Origin of the sequence: Bacteroides sp. GD17 (genome assembly GCF_038448625.1) — a bacterium.
In the GTDB taxonomy this organism is placed as follows: Bacteria; Bacteroidota; Bacteroidia; order Bacteroidales; family Bacteroidaceae; genus Bacteroides.
On sequence record NZ_JBCEZS010000005.1, the window covers coordinates 334,037 to 357,851 of the forward strand.

Consider the following 23,815-nt stretch of genomic DNA (forward strand, 5'->3'; position numbering starts at 1 on the left):
TCATTATGAGAACAGTATTCATCACACTATTAATAACATTGGGCGCCGTCTCTTGTGCACACGCCCAGACTATGAAAAAGTTAGTCCGAATGCAGGATTTCAATAGCCGTCTGGCAAAAGAAGCACAAACCATCCAATCCATTGAAAGTGATTTCACGCAAGTGAAATACTTGGATATCCTGGATGAGAAAGTGACTTCCAAAGGGAAATTCTATTATCAGAAGAGCGATAAGATATGTATGGAATATGCCCAGCCCATCAATTATCTGATTGTAATCAACGGCGCCCGCCTCAAAATCGTTGCAGACGGCAAGAAGAGCGTAATGAGTCTGAGTGCTAACAAAATGATGAACCAGATGCAGGATATGCTTACGGCATGTATGGTAGGCGATCTTTCGAAAATGTCATCAGACTATAAACTGGACTATTTTGAAAACGCCTCCTATTATCTGGTAAAAATCATACCGACAAACAAGGCTGTGCAAGCCTATATCTCAGGCATTGAAATATATCTGGATAAAAAAGACATGTCTGTCCATAAGTTACGGCTTTCGGAAACGGGCACCAACTATACGGAATACGAGTTCTATAACAAACAGTTTAATGCGCTGAAAGATGAAACAAAGTTTTCTGTTCGCTAACCTCATACTGGTCCTATTCCTGCTCACTTCCTGTGCTTCTTCAAAAAAGACGGAAAGGAATGCCGCAATGCATGCCGTACCCATCATCCGTGCCGAAGAACATTCACAAAAGTACAATATGCAGCTGGACTTTATGAAACATCACTTTAGCGGACTATTGATTGTACGGAAGTTACCGGACAACGAGATAAGAATATTAGCCTCTACCTATTTCGGGCTCAGTCTTTTTGACTTCTCACTCCACGAAGGAGAGTTCCGTGTCAACAGTTGCATAGAGCCCATGAAGAAGAAAAAAATGCTGCAATTGCTGGAAATGGACTTCAAGAATCTATTTTTAAGTGAGAAGAATATCCGCATCAAAAAGAAAAGCAGTACCTTTGAAAAAAGAGTTACCGGCAGAGGATTGGGTAAATCGATATTCTATTTATCGCAATTCGTATCGGGATATCCTGAACAAGTACGGATCAGGCATCCCTGGCTGCGACTCAGTATTCAGTTGGACAAATTAAAAGAACCCTCAATGTAATATGGCTGAACTTCTAACCGGTTTTTATAACATCATAGAATCTGAAAATATAAATGATACAGATTGGGTTGTGCAAGTCAGGCTCAATCCACAACATTCTGTTTATGGAGGCCACTTTCCACAGCATCCCGTTGTGCCGGGAGTCTGTATGCTACAAATAATCAAAGAGTGCATAGAGGAGATATACCGGGCGCCCCTGCAATACAAACAGATTGCATCGTGTAAATTTCTTTCGGCCGTCAACCCCAATGAGGCAGCCGATTTAAGGTTCATGCTTACCATCAGGAAGAACGAGGCAAATACACTACAGGTACAGGTAGAAGGCGCCTCAACCAAAGAGGTTTGCATCAAGTTGAAAGCACAATTAATAAGTAAATAAGTATGGAGGAACGTTGTGTGGAACGATGGCATGAGAAAGCCAGGCAACTTGGCATTGTAGTCATCATACCGACATATAATAATGAGAAGACGCTGGCGGATGTGATTGAGAACGTACTCACCTATATAACAGATGTCATCGTTGTCAATGACGGCTCTACCGACAATACCCCTGCCCTGCTCAGAAACTATCCGAACCTGCATGTCATTACCCATCCTGCAAACAAAGGGAAGGGTACAGCCCTGAAGAACGGACTGAGTCATGCCAAAGCCGCCGGATACCGGTATGCCATCACCATTGATTCGGACGGGCAACACTTTGCCTCGGACATTCCCGCATTTATCGAAGCCATAGAGAAAGAACCGGATGCCCTGCTGGTAGGTGCCCGCAACCTGACATCGGACAATATGCCCGGCAAGAATACCTTTGCCAACAAATTCTCCAATTTTTGGTTCAAGTTGGAAACCGGCATAAAGTTGCAGGACACCCAATCGGGCTACCGCCTCTATCCGCTCCATAAAATCAATGTACAGAAATGGTACTATACCGCCAAGTATGAATTCGAGCTCGAAGCACTCGTTTTCGCCGCATGGGGAGGAACCACCGTCCGCAACATTCCCATACATGTGTACTATCCACCCCAGGAAGAACGCATTTCCCATTTCCGTCCTTTCCGGGATTTCACACGAATCAGCATACTGAATACGATATTGGTATTCATAACTTTCCTTTATATCGTCCCGCGTAACTTCTTCCGTAAGCTGACTTGGAGCAATTGCCGGAAGTTCATCCACAGCTACATCACGCACTCCGATGAATCGAACCGGAAAATCACCCTTGCAATTATGCTGGGCATCTTTATGGGGATAATTCCTATATGGGGCTATCAGATGATTGCTACCTTGTTTTTAGCCCATGTCCTGAGGCTCAATAAGGTTATAGCTGTTGTAGCTGCCAATATCAGCATTCCGCCTATGATACCGTTTTTACTATACGCCAGCTACCTGACCGGCTGCAAAGTGCTGGACAGACCGGTTGAACTTCATCTTACCGACATATCATTTGAAAATGTAAAATCGGTTTTAGAGCAATATTTAATAGGAAGTGTTATCTTTGCAACCGTTTGTTGTGTGCTGGCAGGTATTATTACCATCAGCCTGCTCACTGCATACCGAAGACCAAAGACAGCATGACTCAATTCTTTATCAGACTATATGATTATTTCGAAAGACACAAAGTCCTTTTCTATCTGTCACTCTGTGTTTGCGTCCTCACTATGGGCTACTTCGCCTGGCAGGTACGGTTCGAGGAAAATGTAACACGCTTCTTTCCCGATACAAAAGATAACCGAAACATCACCAAGGTTTTCGACAATCTGAAGATAAAGGATAAGATCATTATCCTGATTTCTCCTGCCGATTCTGCCGCGACTCCGGAATCTATGATAGAGGCAGGCGACCGGTTGAAGCAGAATATTCTGGAAAAAGCCACTAAAGACTTAATCAAAGATATCTTCTCGGAGGTAGACGAGAATACAATTACCCGGGCAAGCGATTTCGTATACGATAACCTTCCGCTGTTTCTCACGGAAAAGGATTACCAGCGCTTCGATTCCCTGCTAACGCAGGAAAGCGTGGAAGCCACCATGCGGAAAAACTATACCAACCTGCTTTCGCCCGCCGGCATAGCACTGCGAAGCTACATACAACGAGACCCGCTGGGGCTTGGAAGCAATGCACTGAAACATTTGCAGGACTTCCAACTGGAAACCAACTACGAAATAAACAACGGACATGTCTTTTCGAAAGACGGAAACACCCTGTTGATGTTTGTAACCCCGGTATTCGGCACCGGAAGCACGGGTGAAAATGACAAGCTGATTCAGATCATTGAAGACGAACTGCAAAATATCGGGAAAGAATACCCTGCAATCAAGGCATCTTACTTTGGAGGTCCTTCCGTAGGAGTGTATAATGCGCGGCAGATAAAGAAAGACACAATACTCACTTCGGGCATCGCACTGCTGATTATCATTGTCTTCATTTCACTTGTTTTCAAGCACAAGAAGTCAATCCCCCTCATCATTACCCCGGTTCTTTTCGGCGGCTTGTTTGCTTTGTGCCTCATTTACTTTTTCCAAGGATATATATCGGCTATTGCCGTAGGTGCCGGATCGGCTATTTTGGGTATTGCCCTAAGTTACTCCATACACATGCTGGCACATCAGAACCATGTTTCCACCGTCCAGCAGTTAATCAAAGAAATTACTTATCCGCTCACCGTAGGCAGTTTTACAACGATCGGTGCTTTCTTCGGACTTACTTTCACAACTTCCGAACTTCTTCGGGATTTCGGATTATTTGCCTCCTTAGCATTGATAGGCACCACCCTGTTTTGCCTCATCTACCTTCCGCACTTCCTGAAAGGACAGGCCGATGTAAAACAGGGTACCGTGCTGCGTTTCATCGAGAAACTGAATGCCTATCCTTACGAGAAAAACAAATGGCTGGCAGGAGGTATTGTTGTTATCACTCTTATCAGTATCTTTACTTCGCAGAAAGTAGGATTCAATGAAGATATGATGAGCCTCAACTACGAGCCCCAGCATCTGAAACAGGCGGAAACCCAGTTGGAACAGCTCTTCAACGCTCAGGGGAAGACCGTACTCTTTGTCAGTGTAGGCAAAGATATGCCCGAAGCCCTTAAACACTATGCAAGTACCAACCGCCAACTATCCGCTTTCAAGGAGAAAGGACTTATCAAAGCGTATGCGTCGGCCGAACAATTCCTCATTTCGCCGGAAGAACAGCAAAAGAGGCTGGAACGCTGGAACCGTTATTGGGAAGAACCGGGAAGGTTAGAATCTTTGCGTAAATACATAGAAGGAGCTGCCCACGCCTATCACTTCCGGGAAGGCAGTTTCGACGCATTCTATCAATGGCTGGAACATCCTTTCCAACTTTACGACTATCAGGACGATACGAATAGCATATCTTCAACCTTACTGAATGAATGGCAGACAAGTGCCGACTCCATCACCATGCTCATCACCCAAGTGCGCATCAGTGACGAGCATAAAGAAGAAGTATACCGACAGTTCAAGACTGATACGGATATTGTCGTTTTCGACCGGAGATACTTTACCAACCAATGGGTTTCTGCCATCAACAATGACTTTTACCTGATACTTTATATTTCATCGTTCCTCATATTCCTGGCATTGCTGATTTCGTACGGACGCATAGAACTGACACTTATCAGTTTCCTGCCCATGCTCATCAGCTGGACGATAATCTTAGGATTGATGGGAGTTTTGGGCATTGAATTCAATATCATCAATATTATTCTTTCCACATTTATCTTCGGTATAGGAGATGACTTCAGCATCTTCATCATGGACGGGCTTCAAAGTAAATACCGCACCGGGAAAGCCATTCTCAATTCGCACAAGACGGCTATTTTCTTTTCTGCATTTACCGCCGTTGTAGGCATGGGTACCCTGGTATTTGCCAAACACCCTGCCCTGCAATCCATCTCATTGATTTCCATAGTCGGGATGGCAGCAGTTGTATTGGTGGCCTATACCATACAGCCTATTATCTTCCAATTCTTCATCGCTAAACCTGCTTCTAAAGGACTCCCACCATATACTCTGATAGGCTTGCTCCGCACCATTATTCTTTTTATGCTTTTCCTTATCGGGTGTGTCCTCCTGAGAATACTCATATTCTTATTATACCTTGTTCCGGTGCGACGCACCCGCAAACAGCAATTCATCTGCCGAATTATCAGCATTACCTGCAAAGGGATACTTACTGTGGCAACATTCGTGCGCAAGGAACATATCAACCTCTCCGGCGAAAGATTCAGAAAACCGGCCATCATCATAGCCAATCACCAGTCTTTTATTGATATTCTGGAGTTGTTGTCTTTTTCTCCGAAAATCATCATGATGACGAACCATTGGGTATGGAATTCTCCAGTATTCGGAGGAATCATCCGCTACGCAGGGTTCTTCCATATAGACGAGGGATATGAACTCTGCGTGGAGCGGATGAGGGAAAAAGTGAAAGAGGGATATTCCATTGCCATCTTCCCCGAAGGTACCCGTACCTACGACGGTAAGATGAAGCGGTTCCATAAAGGAGCTTTCTATCTGGCAGAAGCCCTCCAACTGGACATTATCCCCATCCTTCTGTATGGAAACGGGGAAATCATAGCCAAAGCCCAGCCCTTCTACGTTCGCAAAGGTATCATCTTCTCCAAGATACTGCCCCGTATTCCTTATAATGACCGCTCGTTCGGAACTACTTACCAGGAACGGACCAAGCGCATATCGGCCTATATGAAAGAGGAATATGCCCATATCTGCCGGGAAAAGAATACGCCCGACAATCCGACATTCCGCGAAGCTTTGATACTGAACTATATCTATAAAGGGCCTGTTATCGAATGGTACATCCGTATTAAGGTGAAGATGGAGCATAACTACCAATTATTCAACCAACTGATTCCGATGAAAGGACAGATTACGGACATTGGTTGCGGACTGGGACCTTTGTGCTACATGCTGTCCATGATTTCAAAGGAAAGACAAATTGTAGGAATAGACTACGATGAAGATAAAATAGCCATTGCACAACACGGATGGCTGCGTGGGGAAAACCTTCGCTTTGAATGTGCGGACGCATTGGCGTATGAACTTCCGGCAAGCGATGTATTTATTCTGAACGATATGTTGCATTATATGAGCTATCAACGCCAGCATGACTTACTGGTGAAATGCGCTTCCCTGCTACATCCCGGAGGAATGATTATTGTACGCGACGGAAATGCAGCCGACACCCACAAACATCGCCTGACCCGTTTCACTGAATTGCTTTCGACCCGTGTCATTGGCTTCAACCGTACTACAGAGGAACTGAGCTTTACCTCCGAAACACAAATCCGGGCCATAGCCCGGGAATGCAATATGGAGGTAAGAAGCATCCGGAACGATAGATATACATCCAATACCATCTATATACTCAAAAAGAAAGGTTGCCATGAGTAAGTACGACGTCATTATCATCGGAAGCGGCCTGGGTGGGCTTGAATGCGGAACCATTCTCAGCAAAGAAGGATACAATGTATGTGTACTCGAAAAGAACGAACTGTTCGGTGGATGCTTCCAGACCTATCAGCGCAAAGGCCGTTTGCTCGATACCGGCATCCATTACATAGGTAGTATGAATGAAGGACAGGTCATGCACCAGTTTTTCCGGTATTTGGGAATCATAGACAAGCTGAAACTCCGCAAACTGGACGAAAATGCTTTCGACCGGATTTACCATAAAGGCCGCATATACGACTATGCCATGGGCTATGAGCGCTTTACCAACACCCTTAGCGAAGCATTTCCACACGAAACAGAAAACCTGCACCAATATGCAGAGATACTGAAAGAGGTAGGCAACCTGATTAGTGTGGATAACTTGAAAAAGGGCATCATCTCCAACGAAGGAATGAAGTTTTTCAATACCTCGGCGGCAGAAATGATAGCTCAGATTACTCCTGATCCTGATTTGCAGTCGGCATTAGCCGGCTCGGCACTTCTATATGGCGGGCTGAGGAATCATTCCAACTTTTACGAGCATGCCATGATCAACAACTCCTACATACAAGGTGCCTACCGTTTTATCGATGGAAGTATGCAAGTAGCTACCGAAATGATTAATACCATTCGTGCTAATGGTGGCACCGTACTGAATAACAGCGAAGTAACCCGAATTATCGTTGATAACGGCCGGGTACAAGGAGTAGAGGTAAACGGTACGGAGCAGATAGAAGGCGATTACGTTATCTCTAACGTACATCCCCAACGGACTTTAGCACTATTGGACAAAAACCGCTGCATCAAGAATGCCTATATCTCTCGCATCAATTCGTTGGAGAACACTTATGGCATCTTCACTCTCTACTTGGTCATGAAACCGGACAGTTATCCGTATATAAACCGGAATCTCTACCTTCATGGAGACAGTGACGTATGGTATGATAAAAAAGCCTATATGGGGCAGACAACCAACTGCATGATTTCCACGCAAGCCTCTTCGCGTAGCAGTAACTATGCAAACGTTATTTCCATCCTGACTCCTATGTATATAGATGAACTTTCGGCTTGGCTGAACACACGTCCCGAACAAAGGGGGGAAGAATACCGGATGTTCAAAAAGCAGAAAGCATCCCAACTATTGGAGTTTATCAAAAAGCACGGGATTGACTTCGGCGATAACATTGAAGCAATGTACACCACTACCCCGCTTAGTTATAGAGACTTTACGGGTACTCACAACGGTTCTGCTTACGGGATTATCAAAGACTATAAACGTCCGCAGATAGGTTTTATCTCTACGCGGACTAAACTGAATAATCTGTTTCTTACCGGACAGAATATGAATGTACACGGTGCTTTAGGGGTGACCCTGACATCCATAATCACTTGCAGTGAATTTCTGGGGCGCGAATATTTAGCTAAAAAAATAGGCAATGCATAAAACGATAAAGAAAGCAATCAAGTATACGGCGTATGGCATAGGGGTGCTGCTCGCAGCCATTGTCCTGTTCGTAACCATACTCTATTTCTCGGCTGATATGCTGACTCCCGATTACACTCCACAACCTGCCGGGGAAGTAGTGCGGACAGACAGTCTGCGACAGTACGAAGGTAACTACCTGCGCCACAGCAATAGCGGTTTATGGGAGTTGAAAGTAAGCGGCAATGCATTTCAGCGCGGCGAAGCTATAGGCAGACTCTCTTCCGACTTGCTGTACTATCAGGAAAAGGTTTTCGTTGACCAGATACGTGAGATTGTCCCTTCGGACAGTTATCTCAAGTTTCTGCGTTTCTTCATCGTACTTTTCAACCGCAATCTAGGAAAGAATGTCACGGAAGAATTCAGAGACGAGATTTATGGCATCTCCCTCTCCTGTACCCATGAATACGATTTTATAGGTACTCCGTACGAGCGCCAGTTGAACTACCATTCGGCACACGATCTGGGACACGCCATGCAGGATTATATGCTGGTAGGCTGCAGTTCCTTCGCTACCTGGGGGGCGGGCAGTGCCGATTCTTCACTCATCATCGGACGCAACTTCGACTTCTATATGGGCGATAAGTTTGCACACAACAAGTTAGTGTCATTTTACCAGCCGGAACAAGGTTATAAATTTGCCTCTGTGGGCTGGCCGGGTATGATTGGTGTACTCTCGGGCATGAACGAGACCGGACTGACAGTCACTATCAATGCGGCAAAGTCAACCATGCCGACAGCATCCGCCACACCTATTTCTATCCTGACCAGAGAAATACTGCAATATGCATCGACCATCGACGAAGCTTATGCCATTGCCCTGAAACGGAAAACATTTGTTTCCGAATCTATCCTGATAGGTTCTGCACGAGACAGCAAAGCCGCCATCATTGAAAAGTCACCGGAAAAGACAGCACTCTTCACGGGTAGCGGCAACCGGATTATCTGCACGAATCATTATCAATCGGATGCCTTCAAGGATGATGAACGCAACATGGAGAACATTGCCACTTCCGACAGCCCTTACCGCTTTGCCCGATTGCAAGAGTTGCTCGAAAAGAACAACCCCATCAACCCTCTGAAAGCCGCCTCCATACTCCGCAATCAAAAAGGGCTGAATAATGCCGACTTAGGTATGGGGAATGAAATGGCAATCAATCAACTCATTGCCCACCACTCGGTCATCTTCCAGCCGGAGAAGCGTCTGATGTATGTCTCGACTTCTCCCTGGCAATGCGGAAAATATATGGCATACGACCTCAACAAGATATTCAGCGATACTGTAGATTTTCAGCATGAAATTGCCACCCGGGAATTGACCATTCCCGAAGATTCCTTCATCAGGCAGAAAGACTTCAAGCAATTCATACAGTACAAGCAACTCGGCAAACTGATCCGGGAGAAAACGAAGCATAAAGAGGTCATCGAATCAGATACCCTCGCTCTTTATGAGGCCTCCAACCCTTCTTTCTACTACGTCTACGAAGTGCTGGGAGATTACTATGCCGCCACAGGGCAAACGGCAACCGCCACTGCATACTGGCAGAAAGCATTGACAATGCCCATCCCCAAGCAAGCCGAGAAGACACGTATTCAACAGAAAATCAATAAAAAACAATAATCATGGAAAAGAATCCGGATATACAATTCCGTTCTCAGGAAGAAATCAAGTCATACCAGGAAACCAGACTTGCCGAGACTCTGGCCTACTTGCAGGCACACTCTCAATTCTATCAGCAAATGTTCAAAGAACATTCCATAGACATCACTCGCATTAAGAAGATAGAAGACCTGCAACAAATTCCGGTTACCACCAAAACAGACCTGCAACTCCATAATAATGACTTCATTTGCGTAGACAAAGATGAAATCATTGATTACGTAACCACTTCCGGTACCCTGGGCGACCCGGTAACCTTCGTGCTGACTTCCGAAGACCTCGACCGCCTGGCCTATAACGAATACTTATCTTTCAACACGGCCGGATGCAGCCGTCATGACATATTGCAACTGATGACTACCATCGACCGACGCTTCATGGCAGGTCTTGCCTACTATCTGGGAGCCAGGGAACTCGGCATGGGAGTAGCCCGCGTGGGCAACGGAATACCGGAATTGCAATGGGACACTATCCACCGCATTCATCCCACCTGCGGCATGGTAGTTCCTTCGTTCCTTATCAAACTGATAGAATTTGCCGAGAAGAACCACATCGAGCATAACAACTGTTCGATGAAGAAATGCGTCTGCATCGGCGAAGCCTTGCGCAATCCGGATTTCACACTAAACACACTTGGGCAGCGCATCAGCGAGAAGTGGCCTTCACTCCAGCTCTACTCCACCTATGCCTCTACCGAAATGCAGTCTTCCTTCACCGAATGTTCCGAATTCCACGGCGGACACCTGCAACCCGAACTTATCATCGTAGAGTTTCTGGACGACAAGAATCTGCCGGTGAAAGAAGGTGAACCGGGTGAAGTAACGATCACCACCTTAGGTGTAAAAGGCATGCCTTTGCTCCGCTTCAAAACCGGAGACATTTGCTATCATTACACAGAACCTTGTGCCTGCGGCAGAAACACCATCCGGTTAAGTTCGGTCCTGGGACGAAAAGGGCAAATGATAAAATACAAGGGAACAACCCTCTACCCGCCTGCTTTATTCGACATTTTGGACGATATGCCGAAAGTTAAGAACTATGTTGTTGAAGTATATACCAATAAATTGGGCACGGACGAAATACTGATCCGCATCGGCAGCGATGAAAACAGCGAGAGCTTTGCCAAAGAGATTAAAGATATGTTCCGCTCTAAAATACGGGTGGCCCCTACTATCCGGTTCGAACCGGCAGAGTATATCGCACAGATACAAATGCCGCCTATGAGCAGAAAAAGCATTAAATTTTTTGATTTACGGTAACTAATGTCTAATTTTGACAAATAATAAACTGAGTACGGACTTAAAACTATTAATTGTATGAAAAAGTTAGTTACATTTCTATTCTTGCTGACAAGCATTGTTTGCTTCGGACAAAACAAAGACTTCCTGAAAGACGTTTCAGGCATCAACTTTTACGGCGTAGATTACTCGGCAGCCAAAGTTTTTGGTGCGGCAGAGTCTCCCCAGGAGCTCAAGATAGCATTCGACAAAATCAACCAGTTATTTATCACTGAAGCAAAGAAGTATGATGTAGGTAAAAGGCTGAAAAAGAAAGTCAACCAGATTTCGCTTACAGCAGTCGATAAAGTCAACGGAGAAATTAACCCGGACGAGTTGATGACAACCAATCAGGAGTATACGCTCAGCGAAGAAGAGATCAAGCAAGTAGTCGACGCACTGCCTATACAACAAGAACCGGGTATCGGCCTGGTTATCATAGCCAAATTACTGAACAAGGCTAAAGCCTACGGCTCCTATCAGGTTGTATTCTTCAATACCCAAACCAAAGAAATCGTAAAAGACTGGGCCACGGGTGGCAGAGCAAGAGGTTTCGGACTTCGCAATTATTGGGCAGGTTCCATTCATAAAGTAGTCAACAGTCTTTAAATAGAATTTATACTTAAAACAAACGACAATGAGAAAATTACTATTACTGTTAGCCTTATTAGCAGGCTTCAGCTTACACTGTATGGCACAAAACTACACAGAAGTTGTTTACTTGAAGAATGGAAGTATTATCCGTGGCATCATTATCGAGCAAGTTCCCAACAGTTCACTGAAGATTCAAACTTCCGACGGAAGTATCTTTGCCTATGCAATGGAAGAGGTCGAGAAAATAACGAAGGAAGTTACAACTTCGAGGTCAAGATCCAGATCCGGTTCAGTGTCTGGCTATGACAGATTTGGACAACCAAGATTAAGAGGTTACAAAGGTTTTGTTGAAACCGGTTATGCCTTTGATATTAGCGACTGCGGTACCAACCGACTTGAGATATTGACAACGCATGGCTATCAGTTCAATAACTATCTGTTTGTCGGCGGTGGTGCAGGTCTCAACTTCTATACAGATGCAGATTTAGTTTCTGTTCCTGTATTTGCAAGTTTCAGAGCCAACTTCATGAACAGAAAGATTACGCCGTTTGCTGATCTCAAAAGTGGTTATGCATTTGGAGACGCTGAAACAGCATTTGTGACAGTAGGTTTTGGTGTACGCTTTGCTCTTGCAAAGAAGATGGCATTGAATCTTAAATTGGAATATGCATATCAAGAAGCTGATACTGATTACAGCTACGGTATCTACTATTACGAAAGCACTGAATCTGCAAATAGCATCGGAATTAAATTAGGTTTTGAGTTTTAGAAGAATCTTTCTATATAATAGAAATGGATTGGTTGCTGAGCAACCAATCCATTTTATTTTATCTATAAATCCAACAATTCCGTTCACTCTCTATCCATATTCTGAATGTCTTCTTTCAGCTTTTCCACATCCTCATAAGTAAATGCATCGAGCGCCAGCTTCATGCCCACCAGTTCCTCACGGATAGCCTTCAACCGGTCTACGATTTCGAAGTTCCGCATTGTTGCTTCCTTATTATCCTTCAGGCGCTGACGAGCACCGGGCAATGTCATCCCCCGCTCCTTCACCAGATGATAAATCAGTTTCACTGTTTCAACGTCTTCTTTACGATACTGACGTATGCCCCGTCCGCCCTTTTTAGGATTGAGTTGCGGAAACTCCTTCTCCCAAAAACGTAGCAACGATTCGTTGACACCAAACATGGCGGCAACCTCACTAATGGAATAATATAATTTTAAATTCTTATCAGTATTCAGCATCTCTCAACTATCAATTATCAACTATCCATTATCAACTAATCGAGCACCTTACCGTGATTAGCCGCAATCTGTATCATACGGTCATAGTCTTCGGCACTCAGATCCATGAAGTAGTAGTTGACGGGATTCACAATCTGCCCCTTCACATGTACTTCGTAGTGCAAGTGGGGCCCCGTACTCTTGCCGGTACTTCCTACTCCGCCGATAACCTCGCCGCGAACCACCTTCTTGCCCAACTTCGTACGAAAATCGCGTAAATGGGCATATACAGTCTGATAACCAAAGCCGTGGTCTACGACAATTCTATTGCCATAACCCGTCTGCCATCCCATCTGCACCACCTTACCGTCTCCCGTGGCATAAACATCCGTACCGAGCGGTGCAGAAAAGTCCATACCGGCATGAAATTTGGTAGTACCATAAATAGGATCGATACGCGTACCGTAACCGGATGCAGTTTTACGGAGGTCTTTATTCGAAACCGGCTGAATGGCAGGAATACAACGCAGCATTTCATCGTGACTCTTACACATCTCCACCACGTCGTCGAAAGAACGAGACTGTATATAGAGTTGCTTGCTAAGCATATCCATTTTCTGGGTAGTGTTGATTACCAGGTCGGAGTTCGCCATATCCATCAGATGTTCATAACGGTTGGTTCCGCCATATCCTGCCTGACGGATAGCCGACGGTACCGGGTCTGCCATGAAAATCACCCGATACAGGTTATCGTCACGTTGCTGTACATCCTGCAACACGCCCATCGCCTCGTCCATCCGGCGGGAAAGCACATTGTACTGTGCCTTCAATTTGCTGTTTTCTTTCCGCAACTCTTTCTCCGACGGTGAACCGAAGATAAGCAGCAACACAATGAAACTGCCTGCACCCAGTCCCATACCGATGAACAAACGGCGGAGAATACTCAGCGCCCGCTGTCTTACAGTAGGATAAATACGGTCGTACGTCTGCGTCTGCGGATTATAAATGTAGTAAACTTTGCGCATCTTAGGAAATATTTCGCTTGTCAATGCCGCAAAAGTAATAAAAACACGCTATCTTTGCGCAGTTTTTTCAAGAATATTAACCTCAAGGATAGATATATAGAGTATGTTGACTGCAAATGAAATCAGAGACTCGTTCAAGAGTTTCTTCGAGAGCAAAGGCCACCAGATTGTACCTTCGGCTCCGATGGTGATTAAGGATGACCCCACGCTGATGTTCACCAACGCGGGTATGAACCAGTTTAAAGATATTATTTTGGGTAACCACCCGGCGAAATACAAAAGAGTAGCGGACTCACAGAAATGCCTTCGCGTAAGCGGAAAGCACAACGACCTGGAAGAAGTAGGCCACGATACCTACCACCACACCATGTTCGAGATGCTGGGCAACTGGTCGTTCGGCGATTACTTCAAGAAAGAAGCCATCGAATGGGCTTGGGAATACCTGGTAGACGTACTGAAACTGAACCCGGAGAACCTCTACGCCACCGTATTCGAGGGTAGCCTCGAAGAAGGACTGGAACGCGATAACGAAGCTGCTTCCTACTGGGAGAAATTCTTGCCGAAGGATCACATCCTCAACGGTAACAAGCACGATAACTTCTGGGAAATGGGCGATACGGGTCCTTGCGGTCCTTGCTCCGAGATACACGTGGACTCACGTTCGGAAGAAGAAAAGGCGCAGACGCCGGGCCACCTGCTGGTAAACAAAGACCATCCGCAAGTTATTGAGATTTGGAACCTTGTGTTCATGCAGTTCAACCGCAAAGCCGATGGCAGCCTCGAAGGACTTCCTGCCAAGGTCATCGACACCGGTATGGGCTTTGAGCGCTTGGTGCGCACCCTGCAAGGCAAGACATCCAATTATGATACGGACGTATTCCAGCCCATGCTGAAAGCCATCGCTGCCATGGCGGGCACTGCTTACGGCAACAACCAGCAGCAGGATATCGCCATGCGCGTCATCGCCGACCATATCCGCACCATTGCCTTCTCCATCACAGACGGACAGTTGCCCAGCAATGCAAAGGCCGGTTACGTTATCCGCCGTATTCTCCGCCGTGCAGTTCGCTACGGTTATACGTTCCTCGGACAGAAGCAGGCGTTTATGTACAAGCTCCTCCCCGTACTGATAGAGAACATGGGCGGTGCATATCCCGAACTGAATGCACAGAAAGACCTGATAGCAAAAGTTATCAAAGAAGAAGAAGACTCTTTCCTCCGTACCTTGGAAACAGGTATCCGCCTGCTGGATAAGACCATGGCAGATGCCAAAGCAGCCGGCAAGACTGAAATCAGCGGAAAAGATGCCTTCACCTTATACGATACTTTCGGTTTCCCGCTCGACCTGACGGAACTGATTCTCCGCGAAAACGGCATGACTGCCGACATCAAAGAGTTCGACGCCGAAATGCAACAGCAGAAACAGCGTGCCCGCAACGCCGCCGCCATCGAAACCGGTGACTGGATTACGCTGAAAGAAGGTACTACCGAATTTGTGGGTTATGACTACACCGAATACGAAACATCCATCCTGCGCTACCGTCAGATAAAGCAGAAAAACCAGACTTTGTATCAGATTGTACTGGACAAAACTCCGTTCTATGCCGAAAGTGGTGGTCAGGTAGGTGATACCGGTGTGTTGGTAAATGAATTCGAAACCATCGAAGTAGTCGATACAAAGAAGGAAAACAACCTGCCCATCCACATCACCAAGAAGCTGCCCGAACATCTGGAAGCTCCGATGATGGCTTGCGTAGACACCGACAAGCGTGCCGCTTGTGCTGCCAACCACTCCGCTACCCACTTGCTGGATGCTGCGCTGCGCGAAGTATTGGGCGAGCACGTAGAGCAGAAAGGTTCTTTGGTTACTCCGGACTCCCTGCGCTTCGACTTCTCACACTTCCAGAAAGTGACGGACGAAGAGATCCGCCAAGTGGAACATCTGGTAAATGCCAAGATCCGTGCCAACATTCCTTTGAAAGAATACCGCAATATCCCTATTGAAGATGCCAAAGAACTGGGAGCTATCGCTCTCTTCGGCGAGAAGTACGGCGACCATGTGCGCGTCATCCAATTCGGTTCTTCCGTTGAGTTCTGCGGTGGTACGCACGTAGCCGCTACCGGAAACATCGGAATGATGAAGATTACCTCCGAAAGTTCCGTGGCTGCCGGTGTACGTCGTATCGAGGCTTATACAGGAGCACGCGTGGAAGAAATGATGGATTCCGTACAAGATACGCTGCGCGACCTGAAGGCTCTCTTCAACAATGCTCCCGACCTCGCCGGAACTATCCGCAAGTACATCGAAGAGAATGCCGGACTGAAGAAGCAAGTGGAAGACTTCATGAAGGAGAAGGAAGCACAAATAAAGGATAAGTTACTGAACAGCATCCAGGAAAGACACGGTGTGAAGGTCATCAAGTTCTGTGCTCCGTTGCCTGCCGAAACGGTGAAGAATATCGCTTTCCAGCTGCGCGGACAAGTAACAGAAAACTTGTTCTTTGTAGCCGGAACCGAATGCGAAGGCAAACCTATGTTGACCGTTATGCTGAGCGACAACCTCGTGGCAGGCGGACTGAAGGCCGGCAACCTGGTGAAAGAAGCTGCAAAGCTGATACAAGGCGGTGGTGGCGGTCAGCCTCACTTCGCAACTGCCGGTGGCAAGAATGCGGACGGACTGAATGCAGCTATTGATAGGGTGTTGGAACTGGCAGGGCTATAACACACATACCACTAATAATCGAGAAGGCTCCGCTCTCGGCTGAAAAGCTGGAAGCGGAGTCTTTTTAATATCTCCGAAGAAATAATATTCTTACAGAGCGTTACTTTGTCAAAAAGAAAGCGTACCTTTGCCGTGCCGACGGGGAGAAATCCGCCGGCACACAAGAAAGCGTTTTCTGCTTTATCTCGCCATTGAAGTCTGGAAAATTTCAAAGCGAAAGGGATAGAGACAATAGTAACGCTCATTCTGTTTGTATCAATGTGCAAGCACCGTTTCTCATGTGGGTGTCTTGTTCGTTATACTACAGCGTGGGAATATTGTTTCTTCACTCATCTTTCGCAGGTTTTTCCAGACACCTTATGGCGATGAGTAGGACAAGTCTCACGCTTTCGTTATATTATAACGTAACCATTAACCGTTCCAACCGAAGACTTGTCGGAACACACATGTCAAAGTCATGTTATTCAATTCTATTGAGTTCCTACTCTTTCTGCCGATAGTATTCCTGCTCTATTGGCTCGTATTCAAACGCCTGCAATGGCAAAATCTATTTGTGGTTGCTGCCAGTTATGTCTTCTACGGCTGGTGGGACATGCGTTTTCTAATACTCATTGCACTCACCACGCTGTTCAGTTATGCAAGCGGAGTACTGATAGAGCGCAGCGAAGGAAACCGTTGCAGGCAGAAATGGATCAGCGCAGCCAACATCGTGCTGAATCTCTCCATCCTCGCCCTCTTCAAGTACTATAACTTCTTTGCGGAAAACCTTGCGACACTGTTCCGCGGAGTAGGCGTACAGACAGACTGGGTGACACTGGACATCCTACTGCCCGTGGGCATCAGTTTCTACACCTTCCAAGCATTGAGTTACAGCATTGATGTCTACCGGAAGAAACTTCCTGCCTGCCACAATCTTGTAGCATTCTTTGCCTACATCAGTTTCTTCCCGCAGTTAGTAGCAGGACCGATAGAACGCTCCACCAACCTGCTGCCCCAGTTCTACAAGCCACGCACATTCGACTACGCGCAGGCGGTGGACGGATGCCGACAGATACTATGGGGCTTCTTCAAAAAGATGGTGGTAGCGGACAACTGCGCCGCAGCGGTCAACATTATTTGGGATGGTTATCCCTACCATGACGGATTCACGCTACTAATGGGCGGCATATTCTTCACTTTCCAAATCTACGGTGACTTTTCGGGCTACTCGGACATTGCTATCGGTACAGCACGCCTTTTCGGCATCAACCTGATGCGCAACTTCAACTTCCCCTATTTCTCACGGGACATCGCAGAGTTCTGGCGCCGCTGGCACATCTCGCTCACCACGTGGTTTCGCGATTACATCTACATTCCCTTGGGCGGCAGCCGCTGCGCCCGTTGGAAAGTGATGCGCAACACGATGATTATCTTCCTCGTCAGCGGTTTCTGGCACGGAGCCAACTGGACATTCATCGTTTGGGGCGCTTATCATGCATTGCTTTTCTTTCCGTTGATGCTACTGGGCAAGAACCGCAAGAACACGAACCTAGTTGCCGCAGGGCGTTTACTTCCTACTATAAAAGAAGCCGGACAAATGCTGCTGACGTTCCTCCTCGCTGTCATCGGCTGGATTATCTTCCGGGCAGAAAGTATCGGTCAAGCATGGGATTATCTCGGGCTAATGTGTTCGCCGTCTTTGCTCCATGTTTCGATTCTATACGGAAAGAAAGCCGCACTTTATATAATGTTCCTTGTTGTAATTGAATGGTTACAGCGAGACAAACAGCACGCCTTGCAAGGGATAGAGCACATCTCCCGTTACCGCCTCGTCCGCTGGTGTCTATACCTGCTACTCAGCGTGGGCATCCTTCTTTTCTCCGGTTCGCAAACTGATTTTATTTACTTCCAATTCTAAAAAACGACAATGAAACAATTTATTCTGAAAGCAACCCTGCTCCTCCTTTGCTTTTTTTGCATCTGCATAGGATTGGAGCTATACCTACTGACAATCTCCAACGAATATTCCTACAAGAAGAATTACGTGGAACAACAAGGCGAAAAAATAAAAACATTGGTCTTGGGACATTCACACGCAGGCGACGGCATCATACCCCACTATTTGGGCGACAGCGTATTCAACATGGCAACACAAGGTAGAAACACGTACTACGATGCCATAATTAGCAAACGGTACGTTCCCAAATTGAAAAATTTAGAATGTGTTATTTGGCCGCTTGGCTACAACTTCCAGTACAGTAGCTACAAATATCCGCTGCCTCGCAAAAGTAAAGAACCGGATTTGTCCGCCTCTTACCGCTGTATGTTCGCCAAATATATGGACATTAGCTACGAGGATGAATTTCGCTACCGCTATTGGTCCGAACTTATCAATTCGCGTCTCGACTACGGGAAACGGTTATTCATCAGAGATTTTGAAGCAACACACCATTGCGATTCCACCGGCTTCGAGCCTATAACGGTAGCGGAGAAAAGTCCCACGTGGCGAGAAGATAAGCTGCCCAAGGAGATGGAGTACAATCATCCCAACGCCACAAAAGCTTTCGCCCATACTCTTTCATACATGAAGCAGATAGCACAAGTGTGCAAAGAAGCGGACGTGCGCCTGATAGTTATCACCTTCCCCTGTTACCGGAGCTTCGTGGAGTTGACCACACCGCGCGGCATGAAAGAGATGCAGGCCTGTGTGGACAGCATGAAACGTGTGTACCCCGCCATGGAATATTACAACTATATGTCTGACCCTCGTTTCGAGGAGGATGACTTTTGTAACTCCAGTCACCTGACGGACGTGGGAGCACGGAAGTTTTCCTCTATTCTCAGGGAAGAAGTCATGCAGCATCGGTAAGTTCATTCAAACAACACATTTATCATGAAAAGTCATCCTTATTCTTGCTTTTCTCCAAAACAATCACGAGATTTGCAGTTATCGCAACCACTGTTACAGTAACGACGGTTGCGATAATTAAGCAATAAAAGAAGAAACTATGAGATTCTATGACAGAACGCAAGAACTGGAAACCTTGCGAGAAATAGAGGCAGCATCTGCAGAATCAGCGCAGATGACAATGATGGTGGGACGTAGACGTGTAGGCAAAACAACATTGTTGAGAAACGCTTTCACCACAACTCCTGTACTTTACTTTTTCATCGGCCGCAAAAATGAAATACTGCTATGTGAGGAGTTCGTGGAAGAAATGGAAAACAAACTCGGAGAAGTCTTCGGGCATTTCGCCAGTTTCTCCCAATTGTTCAAAGTACTGATGCAACTCTCTGAACGGAAGAATTTCACACTGATCATTGACGAGTTCCAAGAATTCAAAAACATCAATCCATCTCTATTCAGCGACATGCAGAATATATGGGACGCCAACAAGGAGAAAAGCCGGATGAATCTGGTGATTTGCGGTTCCATCTACTCCATGATGAAGCAAATCTTCGAGAACTCCAAAGAGCCACTCTATGGCAGGGCAACTGCCCGCATGCACATCCACCCCTTTGAAATCAGCACGCTGAAAGAAATACTCGCCGACAATCAGCCGGACTACAACCCCGAGGACTTGCTCACTTTCTATCTGCTGACGGGAGGAGTTGCCAAATACATCGAACAATTAGTAATCCGCAAAGCTTTTACAAAGGAGAAAATGCTGAAAACCATATTGTCACCGGGCTCTTACTTTCTGGAAGAAGGCAAGGATGTACTGATAGAAGAGTTTGGCAAAGACTATAGTAACTATTTCTCCATCCTTGCACTGATAGCATCGTCGAAAACTGCACGAGGAGACATCGAGAGTACACTGAACATGCCCATTGGAGGCTACTTGGACAAACTGGAAAATGAATACAATATTATCCGGCGCGTACGTCCCTTCATGGCAAAGGAAGGAAGCCGAAACAATAAATACAGAATTGTAGATAACTTCCTTCAATTCTGGTTCCGCTTCATCTATAAATACCGCAGTGCGGTAGAAATAGGTAACTTGGATTACATATATCAGATTGTGGAACGGGATTATGAAACTTACAGTGGATATATACTGGAGAAATATTTCCGTCAGAAGCTTGCCGAATCAAAATCTTATTCGGACATACAAAGCTACTGGGACCGAAAAGGAGAAAACGAGATTGATATCATTGCCGTAAACGACTTTGAAAAACGATTGCTCATAGGAGAAGTAAAACGAAATAAAGAACGCATCAATCTGCATATTCTGGAAAACAAAGCCGTAGAGATAATCAAAAAGCATGCAGACTATCAAGTAGAGTACAAAGGTTTTTCTTTGGAAGACATGTAAGATAATTGCCGAAAAGCTTGACATCGCCTTTCGGATGTTGTATCTTTGTAAAGTCAGTTTATAGATACTTCAATTTTAAATTAGGATAAACGGAGAGGCAGTGCTTCTCCGTTTTTTGTTACCTCTCCCTACCTCCCGTTTGCAATGCCACATGTTATCGTTCCGAATGCCACATGTCAGTAAGGCAAATGCCACACCTCAGCAGGTGAAATGGCTGGCATTTGGGGTGCTGAAGTGTGGCATTCAAGATGTTAAGCTCTGGAGTTTACATCATCTGTTCCAGGGAAACAGACCATGCGTTGAGGGCAAACAGACGATACGTTCGGAGCAAACAGACCATCCGTTTCGATGTGGCAAAAGATAGGGTATGAAAACAGAAACGGGAAGCCTAAGCCTCCCGTCCGTTAAATCTTTATAAATCTGCTCTTGACAAGAATCCTAAGAATTGTCCAAAGCAATCCTATTCTGCCCACCGTTCGCCATGAAATACTCTGCATCCTTGCGGAAGCGCCTCGGCAGGGATAAGCGGGGTAACCTCTTCCCACATCGTAAACGATACCGGTCCGGTTTCTCTTGTCACAGTTTCTATCGGATTCTTCGGAGTAAAGATATGTTCTTCACCATTATAGCAAAGACGAATTGAGTATGAGCTCTCTCCCTCATAAACAACCGGTTCAAAAGTTCCTTCAATAGGTTTGGTTTCGGTTCCGGTAGGATAGACCAACAACTTACCGGCAGTACTCCATACTCCTTCTGCAGCATTTGTTGCTATGAATTCATAATAGCCATTCAATTTCACAGTGAAGTTATTCTCCAACTCTTTTTGAATATCCCGCCATTCATCATCCGGAATATTACCGTCGGCCATTACAAACCCCTCTGTCACCTTACGGAGAATATGGCTGACATGCTTCTTCACAATTACTTGCAGCATCGTAGACAAACCACTCCCATCCTTCACCGTTACCAGTGCTTGTCCTTCCATCTTAGGAAGCACCTTGATGCGCTGATATCCGTTTACGCTTTCGGTGAAATCTACCGTAGCCACGGCATTGTCAGAATTCTCCAGCACATAGTCGCCTGTGCCGCCGTCTATGCCAAGTACAATACCTTCGGGATTCGTAAGATAGAGTGACACGGAAGAAGTCAGATTGTTGCAGGTGCCTATCTGATAGATGGGTTCCACTCCCTCAAAGAGAGCCATATCGCGATAATCATCTTCGCAGCTGGTGCCGACGCATAAGAGCAACGCCCATACCAATATAGAATAGATGTATTTCATTGTCTCGAATTTAGTTGTTCTACAATACAAAAATACAGAAAAAAACAAAATACTGCATCGGCTACCCTACTTTATTTCAAATCATTAAGAGTTCGGAGCGCTGCGAACGATTCAGATGACCTGCTCTTTCGGATAATTCACCAAATAGAGCGTTCCCGTGGCACGGGTGAAAGCAGTATAGAGCCAACGGAAATAGTCGGGTGTCAAGTATTCGTCCGTCATATAGCCCTGGTCGAGAAAAACATTCTTCCACTGCCCGCCCTGCGCCTTGTGGCAAGTCACGGCATAGGCATACTTCACTTGCAGGGCATTGTAATAAGGATCGGCTTTCATCTTCTTCATGCGGTCGCGCTTCACGGGAATGTCTGCATAGTCTTCGAGAACGGCGTAGAAGAGACGGTCGTTCTCCGCTCTTGGCAGGGCAGGCGCATCGGTATGGAGTGTATCCAGAAGCAGATTCACTTCCAACTCGAAATCATTGTAATCGGGAAAAACCAGGGTTACATCGGCAAAGCGGAAACCGTACAATTCGCGCGTGCGGCGCATGCGGCGTACTACGGCCGTCTCACCGTTGGCAATGAAGTCCATCTCCTTCTGCTTCTCCGTCCAGAAGTAGTTATTTTTCGCCACCATCAACAAGTCGCCCGTGTTCAACTCATCTTCCCGCCAGAGTATCTGCGCACGGATACCATTATTATAGATGTTCGCCCGCTTGTTGGAACGGCATATCACGATGGTTTCGTCCATCCCGTCGTTGTCATAGCAGGAGCTCAACGTATCTATCAGTTCATCGCCGGGCAGCACTTTGATGTCGGCAAAGCCCGATACTTTAATCTTCGGCAGGCTGAAACAGTCGTCTTCCGCTATCAGTTGCCGCAACCGGGTGGCATTCCACAAGATGCCCGACTGCTGCTCCTGGCGTACTACCTGCGTCAAGTCCACTTCCTTCACCTCCAGCCCGTAACCTTTCAATGCCTCGGCAAAGAGGGCGGGACTCTGTTCCTCCCCTACCGGCGGTAGCTGCGCCGTATCTCCCATCAACAGTAACCGGCATCCCTGGCCGGAATAGACAAACTGCACCAGGTCGTCCAGCAAACGCCCCGTACCAAACATGGAACCGGACAGTCCCTCATTGGAAATCATCGACGCCTCGTCTACTATATATAAGGTATGAGTTGTCAAATTATCGTTCACCGAAAAATTGCTCACCTCATTAGAGAATGATTGCTGTCTATAGATTTTTTTATGAATTGTAAACGCCGGATGCTCCGCGTAAGCAGAAAATACCTTCGCCGCCCTCCCGGTGGGAGCCAGCAGTACCGACTTCTGTTGCAACTTATCCAACGTCCGCACCAAAGCACCCACCAGCGAAGTTTTACCTGTTCCGGCATAACCACGCAGCAGAAAAACCGCCTCGTTATGGGGCGACACAAGGAACTCTGATAAAGATTTTACTGCAATTTCTTGCTCAAGAGTTGGTTGGTAAGGAAAATTTTCCTTAATTTGCCTTTCTAAATAGTTATTTATCATTTTTGTAACAGAAAAAAGTAAAGGGAACTATCGTTTTTAAATTAATTTCTTTTATTTTTGCGGTGCGAATATAACAACTAAA

Annotated in this window: 18 protein-coding genes; 14 read left to right on the forward strand and 4 right to left on the reverse strand. The window is 46.1% G+C overall.

Going from position 1 to position 23,815, the window contains the following annotated elements:
• Positions 1 to 5: 5 nt before the first annotated feature.
• Genes AAE250_RS10345 through AAE250_RS10390 form a run of 10 tightly spaced genes read left to right on the forward strand, consistent with a single transcriptional unit; the run spans position 6 to position 12,421 of the window.
• Positions 6 to 641, forward strand: coding sequence for a LolA family protein (locus AAE250_RS10345; RefSeq protein WP_294595918.1), 636 nt, complete (start codon positions 6 to 8; stop codon positions 639 to 641).
• Positions 616 to 1,167 (forward strand): hypothetical protein, encoded by a 552-nt coding sequence (locus AAE250_RS10350; protein ID WP_294595916.1) that lies wholly within the window; start codon positions 616 to 618, stop codon positions 1,165 to 1,167. The genes AAE250_RS10345 and AAE250_RS10350 overlap by 26 nt, the downstream gene beginning before the upstream one ends.
• Position 1,168: 1 nt before the next feature.
• The gene (locus AAE250_RS10355; RefSeq protein ID WP_294595914.1) at positions 1,169 to 1,546 is read left to right on the forward strand and encodes a hydroxymyristoyl-ACP dehydratase; all 378 of its coding nucleotides are present in this window, start codon (positions 1,169 to 1,171) and stop codon (positions 1,544 to 1,546) included.
• A 2-nt stretch (positions 1,547 to 1,548) separates the two neighbouring features.
• A complete protein-coding gene (locus AAE250_RS10360; RefSeq protein WP_294595913.1) occupies positions 1,549 to 2,739 on the forward strand; it encodes a DUF2062 domain-containing protein in 1,191 nt (396 codons plus the stop codon).
• The gene (locus AAE250_RS10365) at positions 2,736 to 6,599 is read left to right on the forward strand and encodes a trifunctional MMPL family transporter/lysophospholipid acyltransferase/class I SAM-dependent methyltransferase (RefSeq protein WP_294595911.1); all 3,864 of its coding nucleotides are present in this window, start codon (positions 2,736 to 2,738) and stop codon (positions 6,597 to 6,599) included. The genes AAE250_RS10360 and AAE250_RS10365 overlap by 4 nt, the downstream gene beginning before the upstream one ends.
• On the forward strand, positions 6,592 to 8,082 hold the full coding sequence (locus tag AAE250_RS10370) for a phytoene desaturase family protein (RefSeq protein ID WP_294595909.1): 1,491 nt from the start codon (positions 6,592 to 6,594) through the stop codon (positions 8,080 to 8,082). The genes AAE250_RS10365 and AAE250_RS10370 overlap by 8 nt, the downstream gene beginning before the upstream one ends.
• A complete protein-coding gene (locus tag AAE250_RS10375; protein WP_294595907.1) occupies positions 8,075 to 9,742 on the forward strand; it encodes a C45 family autoproteolytic acyltransferase/hydolase in 1,668 nt (555 codons plus the stop codon). Before AAE250_RS10370 ends, AAE250_RS10375 begins: the two co-directional genes overlap by 8 nt.
• A gap of 2 nt (positions 9,743 to 9,744) precedes the next feature.
• Positions 9,745 to 11,040: a phenylacetate--CoA ligase family protein gene (locus AAE250_RS10380; RefSeq protein ID WP_294595905.1), complete on the forward strand. Its 1,296-nt coding sequence runs from the start codon at positions 9,745 to 9,747 to the stop codon at positions 11,038 to 11,040.
• Positions 11,041 to 11,097: 57 nt separating this feature from the next.
• Complete coding sequence (locus tag AAE250_RS10385) at positions 11,098 to 11,667, forward strand: hypothetical protein (protein ID WP_294595903.1); 570 nt, start codon at positions 11,098 to 11,100, stop codon at positions 11,665 to 11,667.
• A gap of 28 nt (positions 11,668 to 11,695) precedes the next feature.
• Positions 11,696 to 12,421: a hypothetical protein gene (locus tag AAE250_RS10390; protein ID WP_294595902.1), complete on the forward strand. Its 726-nt coding sequence runs from the start codon at positions 11,696 to 11,698 to the stop codon at positions 12,419 to 12,421.
• Positions 12,422 to 12,504: 83 nt separating this feature from the next.
• Here AAE250_RS10390 and AAE250_RS10395 read toward each other — a convergent pair whose 3' ends face one another.
• On the reverse strand, positions 12,505 to 12,900 hold the full coding sequence (locus tag AAE250_RS10395; RefSeq protein ID WP_294595900.1) for a MerR family transcriptional regulator: 396 nt from the start codon (positions 12,898 to 12,900) through the stop codon (positions 12,505 to 12,507).
• A gap of 35 nt (positions 12,901 to 12,935) precedes the next feature.
• Entirely contained in the window at positions 12,936 to 13,904 is a 969-nt protein-coding gene (locus AAE250_RS10400) for a M23 family metallopeptidase (RefSeq protein WP_294595898.1), read from the reverse strand.
• 103 nt (positions 13,905 to 14,007) lie between these two features.
• Between AAE250_RS10400 and alaS the strand changes: the two genes are divergently transcribed.
• From alaS to AAE250_RS10420, 4 genes are all read left to right on the forward strand, one after another.
• Positions 14,008 to 16,626 carry an alanine--tRNA ligase gene (gene alaS, locus AAE250_RS10405; RefSeq protein ID WP_294595896.1) on the forward strand — a complete coding sequence of 873 codons (2,619 nt, stop codon included), beginning with the start codon at positions 14,008 to 14,010 and terminating at the stop codon, positions 16,624 to 16,626.
• 457 nt (positions 16,627 to 17,083) lie between these two features.
• Positions 17,084 to 18,523 carry an MBOAT family O-acyltransferase gene (locus AAE250_RS10410; RefSeq protein ID WP_294595894.1) on the forward strand — a complete coding sequence of 480 codons (1,440 nt, stop codon included), beginning with the start codon at positions 17,084 to 17,086 and terminating at the stop codon, positions 18,521 to 18,523.
• 9 nt (positions 18,524 to 18,532) lie between these two features.
• Positions 18,533 to 19,474, forward strand: a complete 942-nt coding sequence (locus AAE250_RS10415; protein ID WP_294595892.1) for a hypothetical protein — start codon at positions 18,533 to 18,535, stop codon at positions 19,472 to 19,474.
• A 139-nt stretch (positions 19,475 to 19,613) separates the two neighbouring features.
• Positions 19,614 to 20,921 carry an ATP-binding protein gene (locus tag AAE250_RS10420; RefSeq protein ID WP_294595890.1) on the forward strand — a complete coding sequence of 436 codons (1,308 nt, stop codon included), beginning with the start codon at positions 19,614 to 19,616 and terminating at the stop codon, positions 20,919 to 20,921.
• 460 nt (positions 20,922 to 21,381) lie between these two features.
• Here AAE250_RS10420 and AAE250_RS10425 read toward each other — a convergent pair whose 3' ends face one another.
• Complete coding sequence (locus tag AAE250_RS10425) at positions 21,382 to 22,203, reverse strand: hypothetical protein (protein ID WP_294595888.1); 822 nt, start codon at positions 22,201 to 22,203, stop codon at positions 21,382 to 21,384.
• Positions 22,204 to 22,314: 111 nt separating this feature from the next.
• Complete coding sequence (locus AAE250_RS10430; protein ID WP_294595886.1) at positions 22,315 to 23,733, reverse strand: ATP-dependent DNA helicase; 1,419 nt, start codon at positions 23,731 to 23,733, stop codon at positions 22,315 to 22,317.
• Positions 23,734 to 23,815 lie beyond the last annotated feature (82 nt).